This is a genomic window from Limnohabitans sp., from assembly GCF_044373035.1.
Lineage (GTDB): Bacteria > Pseudomonadota > Gammaproteobacteria > Burkholderiales > Burkholderiaceae_C > Limnohabitans_A.
Genome location: NZ_JBILQU010000092.1, coordinates 1 through 11,127, shown reverse-complemented (window position 1 = coordinate 11,127; position 11,127 = coordinate 1). Strand labels below are relative to the sequence as shown.

The following is an 11,127-nucleotide window of genomic DNA, read 5'->3' as shown; positions in this document are numbered from 1 at the left end:
TCCTACCGAATTTGGTAGGCGCGACTAGATTCGAACTAGCGACCCCCACCATGTCAAGGTGGTGCTCTAACCAACTGAGCTACGCGCCTGCTAAGCCTCGGATTATAGCGAGAAAAAACCCCCATTTGGGCTGCAACTCAATTACGGGTGTTTACCGCCTGCGTGCCGCCCTCACCCCTTTGACGCCGCGCACGCTGCCCAGAACTTTGTTCAAAGTGACCGCATTGCCAATTTCCACCGTGAAGGTCATCCAGGCCGTGCCCTTCACCGACTGGGTCTGCACGCCGATCACGTTCATCTTCTCTTTGGCAAAGACTTCGGAGATATCGCGCAGCAAGCCTTGCCGGTCAAAAGCTTCCACAGCCACGTCCACCGGATAAACCGAGGGGTCGGCCCCCTTGTGTTCGCCCCAACGCACATCGATCACGCGCTCGCCGTTGCGCGAGGCCAGTTCGCGGAAGTTGCTGCAGTCTTGGCGGTGGATGCTCACGCCCTTGCCACGGGTGACAAAGCCACCGATCGCATCGGGTGGCGCGGGTTTGCAGCAGCGCGAGAGTTGCGTGAGCAAGGAATCCACCCCCACCACCAGCACGCCCGATGCCGATTTGCGGGTGACTGTGCCTTTGAATTTTTTTTGAAAGTATTCGACGGGCTCCAGCGCGGGCTCGGGTGGGTTGAGCAACACCTCGATGTTGCGCAGCGAGTACTCGTCCTTGCCCACCACCTCAAACAAGCCGTCGGCCGATTTGAAGCCCAATTGACTGGCCAAATCGTCCAAGCGGATCGCGGTGCGGCCCAGGCGCTGCAGAGATTTTTCGACCGCCTCGCGGCCACGGGCGATGGTCTCGGCGCTGACTTGCGCATTGAACCAGGCCCGCACTTTGGCCCGTGCACGTGGGCTGGCCAAAAAGCCCAACTCGGCGTTGAGCCAGTCGCGAGATGGCCCGCCCTCCTTGATGGCGGTGATCTCCACCGTCTGGCCGTTGGCCAGCGGGGTGTTCAGCGGCACCATGGCCCCATCCACTTTGGCGCCCCGACAGCGGTGCCCCAGGTTGGTGTGCACGGTGTAGGCAAAGTCGATGGGCGTGGCGCCTTGCGGCAGTTCCACCACGGCCGCATCGGGCGTCAGCACATAGATGCGGTCGTCAAACAGGCCACTGCTTTGCGCACTGGCTTGCGCAGCCCCTGAGAGGTCGCGCTCCCAGGCCAGCAACTGGCGCAGCACGGCAATTTTGGTGTCGTATTCGCTGGTGGCCGACACCCCCCCCGCGTAGCCTTTGGCCCCGGCCTCCTTGTAGGCCCAATGTGCAGCCACCCCGTTTTCGGCGTGCTCGTGCATGGCCTGGGTGCGGATCTGCACCTCAATGGGGCCGCCATCGGTGTCGCGCACCACGGTGTGCAGCGACTGGTAGCCGTTGGCTTTGGGCTTGGCGATGTAGTCGTCAAACTCCTCGGCAATGGGAGCAAAGTGTTCGTGCACCCAACTGAGCACTTGGTAGCAATCGGCCACGCTGGGCACCACCACACGCAGGGCGCGGATGTCAAACACACGGTCAAACGCCAGCAACTTGCCCCGCATCTTGCGCACGATGCTGTAGATGTGTTTGGGTCGCCCTGCCACCGTGGCCGCGATGCCTTGGCTGGCCAACGCTTGCTGCAGCCGCTCGCGCAGGGCCACCATGTAACGTTCGCGTTCGGTGCGTTTTTCGTCCAGCAGCCGGGCAATGTCCTTGTAGGTGACAGGTTCCAGAAAACGGAAGGACAGGTCTTCCATCTCCCATTTGATTTGCCAAATGCCCAAGCGGTTGGCCAAAGGCGCAAATACCTGCAGGGATTCGCTGGCCAACTCGGGGGGCACGGGCAGTTTGGTGGCGGCGAAGTGACGCAGGGTTTGCAAGCGCGAAGCCAGGCGCAGCATGACCACCCGCAAGTCGCGGCTGAAGGCCAGCAGCATCTTGCGCACGTTTTCGGTCTGCAAGCGGGGGCTGAGCGGCGTGTTGTCCGGCCCCCGGGTGTGGGCCTCGGCCGCCCGGGACAAGCGCTGCACCACCACCAGCTGGTGGGTCTGCATGGCCAGTTGCGCCAGCTGCGGGCCAAAGGCCTTGGCCATCACCTCTTCGGGCTTGTTCAGGTGCGGGCAGGCATAAACCAGGTAACTGGCCGCCTGCATGGCGACCGAGCCGCCAATGTCGGCCAGGATCGCGGCCACGGCATCGGCATGCGCCAGGATGTTTTCACCCGTGTCCAGCGTTTCGCCCGCGATCAGCGGCTCGGCAAAGGCGCGGGCCTTGGCCAGGATTTCACCGTGTTGGGCACTTTCGGCGGCATCGGCCGTGGCGAGCACCACGGGCGGCAATGCGTCGGGCGGTAATGCCGCAAGGGGAAAGTGCGGCGCATGCAAGCGCCCCGATGGCGACATCGGCCTGGCGGAATGGCTGGAAGTGGGGCTGACCATGGTCTCAATCGCCAAGCAAGAACTTGGCCACCACCGCAATTTGGTCGTCGCCTGTCAAGGTGGGGGCATGGCCAAAACCCGGCCAGGTGTCCAACTGGGCGCGGGGGCCGCGCTGGGTCATGGCAGTGGCGGTTTCGGGCGTGAGCAAGTCAGATTCTTGCCCGCGAATGAGTAAGGTTTTGACCTGTATCTGGTCGTACAAAGCCCACAGTGCGGCCTCGCCCGCCGCGGCTGCGTCGGGTGTCAGGGCCCGCACCGGCACGCCAATGGCCGGGTCGTAATGCAAGGTCACGGCTCCACCGCTGCCGGGGCGCAGCATGTGTGCAGACATCTCGCGCCACACATCGGCAGGCACGGCCCCAAAACCAGTTGACAAAGCCCACATTGCAGCCGCCGCTTCATCCAGATCGCGGTACTGGCCGTATTGGCCCACATAGGTTTGCATGCGCTGCACCGAGCCCCAGGCGATGGCAGGCCCCACATCGTTCAGCACCAAGCGGCGAATCGGCGCAGGCAGCGGCAGACCCGGCTGCCCCGCCAGCACCATGCCAATCAGCCCCCCCATGCTGGTGCCCACCCAATCCAGGGGTTGCATGGCGTTATCTGAACCCATTTGCTGTTGGACCTGGGCCAGCATGGCCAGCATGTCGGCGGCATATTGCGGAATTTGATAGCCCGCTGGCTCGGCCAGCCAATCGCTGCGGCCGCGCCCCACCACATCGGGGCAAATGACCTGCACGGGATGCGGGCTTTGGGCGACCAAGGCTTGGGCCAATCGGTCAAAATCCCGCCCCTGACGCGTCAGGCCATGCGCGCAGACCACCACATGGGCCGCTTGCGCGTCGCCCCAGCGCCAAAAAGCCATGCGGTGCGCGCCCTGGGGATCGGGACAGGCCACAAATTCAAGTTCAGGTCGGGAGTTCGCGTGCATCGTGGCGGTCATGACAAAACGTAACAATCAAAAAGCGCTGCGGCTCAAACCGAGCTTTGGCAGCGCCATAATGGGTTTTTTGATCATCCTAATTCATCTTTCGGAGTCGACATCATGTTGCAAGGTAAAACAGCGTTGGTCACCGGCTCTACCAGTGGTATTGGTCTGGGCATTGCCAAGTCTTTGGCCCGACAAGGTGCCAACATCGTGCTCAACGGCTTTGGCGATGCCGAAGGCCCCAAGGCCGAAATTGCCGCACTGGGCGTCAAAGTGGTTCACCACGGTGCCGACATGAGCCAAGCCTCTGAGATCGAAGCCATGATGAAGTTCGCGGCCGACACCTTTGGCCGCGTGGACATCTTGGTCAACAACGCCGGTATCCAACATGTGGCCAAAATCGAAGACTTTCCGGTCGAGCGCTGGGACGCCATCATCGCCATCAACTTGACAAGCGCCTTCCATGCCACCCGTTTGGCCTTGCCCGCCATGAAAGCGGCCAATTGGGGGCGGATCATCAACGTGGCCTCGACCCATGGTTTGGTCGGCTCTGCCGAAAAATCGGCCTATGTCGCCTCAAAGCACGGCGTGGTGGGTTTGACCAAAGTCACGGCGCTGGAAAACGCCACCACCGGCGTGACCTGCAACGCGATTTGTCCCGGCTGGGTGCTGACCCCCTTGGTGCAAAAACAGGTGGACGCCAAAGCCGCTGCCATGGGCCTGTCCAACGAAGAAGCCAAAAAAGTCTTGCTGCTGGAAAAAGAACCGTCCATGCAGTTCACCACACCCGAGGAGCTGGGTGAGTTGGCGGTGTTTTTCTGCTCAGCTGCCGGCAACAACGTGCGTGGCGCGGCCTGGAACATGGACGGCGGCTGGACTGCCCAATAAAAGCATGAGCAATTCCCCCCGCTTGGACAAAATTGTCATCGTCGACGATGACGCCCGCATTCGAGACTTATTGCGCCGATTTTTGTCGCCAGAAGGTTTTGACGTGTTGTTGGCCGAAGACGGCCGGGCCCTGGACCGCATCCTGCTGCGCGAGACCATCGACCTGATGGTGCTGGACCTGATGTTGCCCGGCGAAGACGGCCTGAGCATCTGCAAACGCTTGCGGGCCAGCGGGGTCAAAACGCCCGTGATCATGCTGACTGCCAAAGGCGAAGACGTCGACCGCATCAACGGCCTGGAGATTGGGGCCGACGACTACTTGGGCAAACCCTTCAACCCCCGGGAGTTGCTGGCCCGCATCCATGCGGTGCTGCGCCGCAGGCCGGTCAACGAGCTGCCCGGCTCGCCCTCTTCAGAAGACGAGGTGATCAACTTTGGTCACTTCAACCTCGACTTGGGGGCCCGAGCCCTCAGCAAAGACGGCGTGGACATGGCGCTGACCACCGGCGAATTTGCCATGCTCAAGGCTTTGGCCAGGCACCCCCGTCAACCGCTCACCCGCGACAAGCTGGCCCAACTGGCGCGTGGCCGAGAGTTCGAGCCCTTTGACCGCAGCCTCGACGTGCAGATTTCCCGTCTGCGAAAAATGATCGAAGTCGACCCCGCCACGCCCAAAATCATCCAAACCGTCTGGGGTGTGGGCTACGTCTTTGTGCCCGATGGACAACCGTGAACCAGCGCCCATTGACGCAGACGAGGTAACGCCCACGACATCCGCTGGCCCCTTGGTCAAGCTCAGTCTTTTTTGGCGCACCTTCATCTTGTTGGCCTTGCTGATTTTTTTCAGCACCGTGGCGTGGGTGCAGATGTTCAAAACGCAGGAATACGAGCCACGCATCCTGCGCAATGCCCACCAAATTGCCACAGTGGTCAACCTGACCAAAACCGCGCTGAAAAACAGCGATGAAATAGCGCGCTTGGCACTCATCACCGTGCTGGCTGACGAGGAAGATGTCAGCATCCAGCTGCGCGAACCCACAGATCGCATCGTGGCCTTCACCGATGCCGGCATGGACAGCCGACTGGTCAATGAAATGATCGTCCGACTGGGGCCCGGCACCGTTGTGGCCTCCAGTGTGAACGGTGAAGAGGGTTTGTGGATTGGCTTTGCCGTAGAGCGCGACAGCTATTGGTTGCAGATGGACTCCTCTCGCCTCAAGCCTCTGGGGGGTTCTGCCTGGCTGATCTGGCTGAGCATCACCACATTGCTGTCCTTGTTAGGAGCGGCCGTCATGGCCGGCCTGATCAACCGCCCACTCAAGCGCCTGTCTTACGCCGCCAGTCGCGTGCGGGAGGGGCATTTTCATGGCGCTGCCCTGGACGAGGGGGCCGCAACCAGCGAGATACGAGAAGTCAACATCGGCTTCAACCGAATGGCCGAGCGCCTGGCCAAGATAGAGGCCGAACGCGCTTTGATGCTGGCCGGGATTTCACACGACCTGCGCACGCCCTTGGCCCGCTTGCGTCTGGAGACAGAGTTGAGCGTGAACGACCCCCAAGCCCGCGAGCTGATGGTGGCCGACATTGAGCAACTGGACGACATCATTGACAAGTTCTTGGACTATGCGCGCCCGGAACCCAACGACTTGGGGCCGGTGCTTTTGACCGGCGTGATCAGCCGCTGCATCACCCCATGGCGCAACAACGCACGCTTGCAAATCACGGTGGACGTGAGCGAAGACCTGCAAGTTCAAGCTGAACCTGTGGAACTGGCACGCGTGCTGTCAAACCTGCTGGAAAACGCACGGCGCTACGGCCAAAGCCCCGAAGACGGCATCACACGCGTCGAAATCGTGGCCCGTGTTCACGAAGGCTGGGTGCTGCTGCGCGTGCGCGACCAAGGCCCCGGGGTGTCTGTCGAAACCCTGAAAAACCTCACCCAACCTTTCTTCAGAGGCGACGCAGCCCGAACTTCAGCCACCGGCTCTGGCCTGGGCCTGGCCATCGTCGAGCGCGCCGTTCAACGCATGGGCGGCACTTTTTCAGTGTTCAACAACAGCGCTGGCGGCTTGATGGCCTTGATGAAACTCAGGCAAGCCGACAACGACTGACACAACCCACTGCTGCCCGGAGCTTCACCCGGTGCGGGACAACAGGGATGCCGCTGAACTTGCCACACCACCTGGCCTGGTTCATCGGCACAAGCCTAGCCCAACCTGCCCATCAAAAAATCAGGTAGAATCACCGCTTTTCGGCAAGCGCGACAGCAGCACCTCCGGCCCGACCACCGCCATCAGCGCGACGCCCCCAAGCGGGCAGGTCACCGTTCCGCAAGGACTGCATTCCAAATGTTCGCCCACCCTCTTGCCAATGCAGATTGAGCACCCATCTGGGGTGTTGATCTGTGTCTTAACCCACGCCCGCGCCGGGATGTATTTGGCGCTGACTGTGTCTGTTTCCTTGTCCCTTTTTGTGATCTGAGGTTGACCATGCCCGCTCAAAAGCCCAAGAAGCCTGCCCAGGCCCCTGCCAAGTCCAAAGCCGTTGCCAAGACCCCTGTTGCTGCCAAAGCCAAAGCGCCCGTCGCCAAGGCCAAGCCAGCAGTGAAAGCGCCAGCCAAAGCACCTGCCAAGGTGCCCGCCCCAGCGGCGGCCAAAAAACCTGCCCCACTGGTGGGCAAAGTGGCCCCCAAGGCAGCAGCGCCCAAAGTCAAAGCCAAGCCAGCCCCAGCCGCTCCTGCCAAGCCTGTGAAGAAAGCCGCCTCCGTGCCCGCCAAGAAATCCGAAGCCATCGACAAGAAACCCGCTGCCAAAGCCAAAGAGGCTGCAGCCGACGCACCACTCAAAAACCCAAGCAAAGTTGCCAAAGCCGCAGCGCCCGCCGAAGACACTAAACCTGCGGCCAAGAAAGTCGTGGTCGGGGCCAAACGCGGACCCAAGAAAAAAGGCAGCATCGCCGAGCCCAGCATCGAAGATGAATTGGCCGAACTCGAAGACGATCTGCAAGGCGAACCTGTCGCAGACAACGTTTCGGAGACAGGCGAAAAGGTCAAGCCCCTGCGCATGAAGATCAGCAAGGCCAAAGAGCGTGCCTTGATGAAAGAATTTGGCCTGGACGAGACCGTCCTGACCGAAGCCGAAATGAAGCAGCGCCGTGACCGTCTGAAAGCGCTGATCAAGCTGGGCAAGACCCGCGGCTACCTCACCAACGGCGAAATCAGCGACCACTTGCCCGACAAACTGGTCGATGCCGAAACCCTGGAAGTGGTGATCGCCACCCTGAACGACCTGGGTGTGGCGGTGTACGAGCAAACGCCCGACGCCGAAAGCCTGATCATCACCGACAACGCGCCTACCGGCTCAACCGAAGAAGAAGCCGAAGAAGCTGCTGAAGCCGCCCTGTCCACCGTGGACAGCGAATTCGGCCGCACCACCGACCCCGTGCGCATGTACATGCGCGAAATGGGCACGGTAGAGTTGCTGACCCGCGAAGGCGAAATCGAAATCGCCAAGCGCATAGAAGGCGGCTTGATGGACATGATGGCCGCGATCAGCGCATCACCGGCCACCATCGCCGAGATCCTGCGCCTGGCCAACGAAATCCGCGAAGGAAAAATCGTCATCTCCACCGTGGTGGACGGTTTCGCCAACCTGAACGAAGCCGACGACTACGTGGCCGAAGAAGACTTCGATGAATTCGACGAAGCCGACGACGACGACGGCAAAGGCGGCTCCAAAGCCCTGACCAAGAAGCTCGAAGAACTGAAAAATCAGGCCTTGGAACGCTTTGACCGCATCACCGATTACTTCGAAAAAGTGCACAAAGTCTACGACAAGGAAGGCTGGGGCACCCCCGCCTACGTCAAAGTGCAATCGGTCCTGTCCGAAGAGCTGATGACCATCCGTTTCACTGCCAAAACCATTGAAAAATTGTGCGACATGGTGCGCGGCCAAGTCGACGATGTGCGCAAGAAAGAGCGCGAGTTGCGCCGCATCATTGTGGACAAATGTGGCTACCCGCAAGACAACTTCATTGCCGATTTCAGCGGCCGTGACAAAAACGGCAAGCGCATCCCCTCCAACTTGCTCAACCTCAAGTGGATCGAAAAACAAGCCGCTGCGGGCAAGAGCTGGAGCGCCGTCATGGGCCGCAACATCCCGCCCGTACAAGATCTGCAACAAAAACTGATGGACTTGCAATCGCAAGTGGTGGTGCCGCTCGATGAGCTGAAAGACATCAACAAGCGCATGAACGCGGGCGAGCGCTCGTCACGCGACGCCAAGAAAGAGATGATCGAGGCCAACTTGCGCCTGGTGATCTCGATCGCCAAGAAGTACACCAACCGCGGCCTGCAGTTCCTCGACTTGATCCAGGAAGGCAACATCGGCCTGATGAAGGCGGTGGACAAGTTCGAATACCGCCGAGGCTACAAGTTTTCGACCTACGCCACTTGGTGGATCCGTCAGGCCATCACCCGCTCGATTGCGGATCAGGCCCGCACGATACGCATCCCGGTGCACATGATCGAAACCATCAACAAGATGAACCGCATCTCGCGTCAGCACTTGCAGGAATTCGGCTTCGAGCCCGATGCCTCCATCCTGGCCGAGAAGATGGAGATTCCTGAAGACAAGATCCGCAAGATCATGAAGATCGCCAAAGAGCCGATTTCCATGGAAACGCCCATCGGTGACGACGACGACAGCCACCTGGGCGACTTCATCGAAGACAGCACGCACACTGCGCCCATCGATGCAGCCCTGCAAGCCGGTCTGCGCGACGTGGTCAAGGACATCCTGGACAGCCTGACGCCCCGCGAAGCCAAAGTGCTGCGCATGCGTTTCGGCATCGAGATGTCCACCGACCACACGCTGGAAGAAGTGGGCAAACAGTTCGACGTGACCCGCGAACGCATTCGCCAGATCGAAGCCAAGGCGCTGCGCAAACTCAAGCACCCCAGCCGCTCGGACAAACTGCGCAGCTTCATCGACACGATGTAAGCCTGCCGGTCTGCAAAAAAACAAAGCCTCCCGACTTTGCAGTCGGGGGGCTTTTTTTCATGGCCGCAGTTGAATGGGCAAAGCGCCGTTCAGCGTGACTGCGCCTTGTTGCCATAAGGGCAGTGGTTGGGGCGCGGCCCCACTTGCGGGTGCAGACGACAGGTATTGGGACGCTTGTCGTACACGGTGCAGCGGCGCGTCTTGGCATCGAGAAACTGGCAGTCGCCACTGGCGCGACGCGCCAGGCTGAAGATGCTGTTTTTGAAATTGAAGTGCTCAATGAGCCCGGCTTTGCTCAGGCGTTTGGCGATCTGTTTAGGGTCATCATGCTCGGCCTCGAATGGGTCCACCAGTTCCAGCCGCACCAGATCGGCCAACTTGACCTCGACCGGCATGGTGCAGCAATTGGCAGCACAGGTGTCGCACAGCCCGTTTTTGTAACGGGTCCAGGTTTCGCAACGGTCAACGTCGACGACGGCAATGGGGGATCTCATGGGGTATCAGACCGCAGAAAACTGCAAAGGCACCACACGGTTCATGTCCACGTTTTGGCGGGCGATCCACAGATCGTGGGCATCTTGCAGGCTCAACCAGCTTTCGGGCGTACGGCCCAACGCCTTCGACAAACGCAGCGCCATCTCAGGCGTGACCCGGCTGCTGCCTTTGAGAATGCGGCTCAGCGTGGACGGCGCTACATCCAGTTTTTCAGCCAGTTCCCGGCCTGAAATCCCATGCGGATCTAGGTAAATTTCCTGAATGAACTCACCAGGATGAGGGGGGTTGTGCATGGCCATCAGTGATAGTCCTCGTAATCCAATATGTGGGCGTTGCCGTCTTCAAACTCAAAGGTCAAGCGCCAATTGCCGTTCACGGTGATGGACCAGCGCCCGCGCATCTCGCCTTTGAGTGCGTGCAAACGAAATCCCGGGATGTCCATGTCGTCAATGACTTGCGCGGTGTCCAGCGCCGCCAATTGCATGCGCAAGCGCTTGACATGACTGGCTTTCACACCGGCGACCTTGCCTGACTCAAACAGACTGCGCAAGCCTTTGTGTCTGAACGACTTGATCATGGCTGGACTTTAGCATGTTGCGCAGCACGCAACAAAGCGGCTTCACACACCTTTGGGCAACAAGGCCAGTGAACCCGGGCTTCACGCAACCTGCGCTTGACCCCAGTAGTGAAAAGTCATGGGACGCGGCCCAGCCAGATACGCCGATTGCGTGTTCGCAGCAAAGCCTGCTTCTTGCAGCAAGGCGGGAATGTCTCGCCCCAATTGGCAGCCACCAGCCAGCGGCCCCCAGAGGGGTTGCAAGCGGTCTTGCCAACGGCGCACACCCGAATCCGGTGCGCGGCCATGCTCGCAAAAAAGCAGCTTGCCCCCTGGAACCAGAACCCGGCGCATCTCGCGCAAGGCCTGCGCCGCATCGGGGATGCTGCACAGGGTGTAGGTGCAGACCACGGTGTCAAAGCTGGCGTCTGCTGTGGGCAGTTGTTCGGCCGAGAGGCCCATCAGCTCCACGTGGATGCCCGCCTCGCGGCTGCGCTTTTGGGCCAGGTGATGCATTTGCAGGGCCGGGTCCACGCCCACCAAACGGGTGATGCGGGTGCGGTCGTAAAACGGCAGGTTACGGCCGGTGCCCATGCCGATCTCCAGCACACGGCCTTGCGCTTGGGGCACCAGCTGGCGGCGCTGCGCCTGCACCATGGGCAGGCCGCAGGCGATGTCGATCAGGTAAGGCAATACGTAGCGGTCATAAACATTCATGGCAACGGCCTCCTGCCGTGTTCATTCAACACCGTGAACGAGGTTTTTAGGACGTGTGCCACGCCCATCGCGCACGGGGTGCGCTCCT

At 60.6% G+C, this 11,127-nt stretch carries 10 protein-coding genes and 1 tRNA gene; 4 read left to right on the top strand and 7 right to left on the bottom strand.

What is annotated here, in order from left to right; all coding sequences use genetic code 11:
• Positions 1–12: 12 nt before the first annotated feature.
• From ACIQ47_RS12415 to ACIQ47_RS12405, 3 genes are all read right to left on the bottom strand, one after another.
• Positions 13–89, bottom strand: a tRNA-Val gene (locus ACIQ47_RS12415).
• A gap of 62 nt (positions 90–151) precedes the next feature.
• Positions 152–2,419 carry a RelA/SpoT family protein gene (locus ACIQ47_RS12410; RefSeq protein ID WP_396438406.1) on the bottom strand — a complete coding sequence of 756 codons (2,268 nt, stop codon included), beginning with the start codon at positions 2,417–2,419 and terminating at the stop codon, positions 152–154.
• Positions 2,420–2,459: 40 nt separating this feature from the next.
• Positions 2,460–3,386, bottom strand: a complete 927-nt coding sequence (locus ACIQ47_RS12405) for an alpha/beta fold hydrolase (RefSeq protein WP_396438405.1) — start codon at positions 3,384–3,386, stop codon at positions 2,460–2,462.
• A 114-nt stretch (positions 3,387–3,500) separates the two neighbouring features.
• On the opposite strand from ACIQ47_RS12405, the gene ACIQ47_RS12400 reads away from it, so the two are divergent.
• The 4 genes from ACIQ47_RS12400 (at position 3,501) to rpoD (ending at position 9,271) form a co-directional block, all read left to right on the top strand.
• The gene (locus ACIQ47_RS12400; protein ID WP_396438404.1) at positions 3,501–4,271 is read left to right on the top strand and encodes a 3-hydroxybutyrate dehydrogenase; all 771 of its coding nucleotides are present in this window, start codon (positions 3,501–3,503) and stop codon (positions 4,269–4,271) included.
• Positions 4,272–4,275: 4 nt separating this feature from the next.
• Positions 4,276–5,004 carry a two-component system response regulator OmpR gene (gene ompR, locus ACIQ47_RS12395; RefSeq protein WP_396438403.1) on the top strand — a complete coding sequence of 243 codons (729 nt, stop codon included), beginning with the start codon at positions 4,276–4,278 and terminating at the stop codon, positions 5,002–5,004.
• Entirely contained in the window at positions 4,991–6,382 is a 1,392-nt protein-coding gene (locus tag ACIQ47_RS12390) for an ATP-binding protein (protein WP_396438402.1), read from the top strand. Before ompR ends, ACIQ47_RS12390 begins: the two co-directional genes overlap by 14 nt.
• 378 nt (positions 6,383–6,760) lie before the next feature.
• Positions 6,761–9,271: an RNA polymerase sigma factor RpoD gene (gene rpoD / locus ACIQ47_RS12385; protein WP_396438401.1), complete on the top strand. Its 2,511-nt coding sequence runs from the start codon at positions 6,761–6,763 to the stop codon at positions 9,269–9,271.
• Positions 9,272–9,360: 89 nt separating this feature from the next.
• Here the strand turns inward: rpoD and ACIQ47_RS12380 are convergent, their stop codons facing one another.
• The 4 genes from ACIQ47_RS12380 to ACIQ47_RS12365 form a co-directional block, all read right to left on the bottom strand.
• A complete protein-coding gene (locus ACIQ47_RS12380) occupies positions 9,361–9,765 on the bottom strand; it encodes a YkgJ family cysteine cluster protein (RefSeq protein ID WP_396438400.1) in 405 nt (134 codons plus the stop codon).
• A 6-nt stretch (positions 9,766–9,771) separates the two neighbouring features.
• A complete protein-coding gene (locus ACIQ47_RS12375; RefSeq protein ID WP_108362694.1) occupies positions 9,772–10,065 on the bottom strand; it encodes a HigA family addiction module antitoxin in 294 nt (97 codons plus the stop codon).
• Complete coding sequence (locus ACIQ47_RS12370) at positions 10,065–10,343, bottom strand: type II toxin-antitoxin system RelE/ParE family toxin (protein ID WP_396438399.1); 279 nt, start codon at positions 10,341–10,343, stop codon at positions 10,065–10,067. The genes ACIQ47_RS12375 and ACIQ47_RS12370 overlap by 1 nt, the downstream gene beginning before the upstream one ends.
• An 81-nt stretch (positions 10,344–10,424) precedes the next feature.
• Positions 10,425–11,039, bottom strand: coding sequence for a class I SAM-dependent methyltransferase (locus ACIQ47_RS12365; RefSeq protein WP_396438398.1), 615 nt, complete (start codon positions 11,037–11,039; stop codon positions 10,425–10,427).
• Positions 11,040–11,127: the final 88 nt, after the last annotated feature.

What these genes read in the sequence shown, in the direction of transcription:
- ACIQ47_RS12410 (WP_396438406.1), bottom strand. Translation starts at nt 2,419, where the DNA reads ATGTCGCCATCGGGGCGCTTGCATGCGCCGCACTTTCCCCTTGCGGCA.
- ACIQ47_RS12405 (WP_396438405.1), bottom strand. Translation starts at nt 3,386, where the DNA reads ATGCACGCGAACTCCCGACCTGAACTTGAATTTGTGGCCTGTCCCGAT.
- ACIQ47_RS12400 (WP_396438404.1), top strand. Translation starts at nt 3,501, where the DNA reads ATGTTGCAAGGTAAAACAGCGTTGGTCACCGGCTCTACCAGTGGTATT.
- ompR (WP_396438403.1), top strand. Translation starts at nt 4,276, where the DNA reads ATGAGCAATTCCCCCCGCTTGGACAAAATTGTCATCGTCGACGATGAC.
- ACIQ47_RS12390 (WP_396438402.1), top strand. Translation starts at nt 4,991, where the DNA reads ATGGACAACCGTGAACCAGCGCCCATTGACGCAGACGAGGTAACGCCC.
- rpoD (WP_396438401.1), top strand. Translation starts at nt 6,761, where the DNA reads ATGCCCGCTCAAAAGCCCAAGAAGCCTGCCCAGGCCCCTGCCAAGTCC.
- ACIQ47_RS12380 (WP_396438400.1), bottom strand. Translation starts at nt 9,765, where the DNA reads ATGAGATCCCCCATTGCCGTCGTCGACGTTGACCGTTGCGAAACCTGG.
- ACIQ47_RS12375 (WP_108362694.1), bottom strand. Translation starts at nt 10,065, where the DNA reads ATGGCCATGCACAACCCCCCTCATCCTGGTGAGTTCATTCAGGAAATT.
- ACIQ47_RS12370 (WP_396438399.1), bottom strand. Translation starts at nt 10,343, where the DNA reads ATGATCAAGTCGTTCAGACACAAAGGCTTGCGCAGTCTGTTTGAGTCA.
- ACIQ47_RS12365 (WP_396438398.1), bottom strand. Translation starts at nt 11,039, where the DNA reads ATGAATGTTTATGACCGCTACGTATTGCCTTACCTGATCGACATCGCC.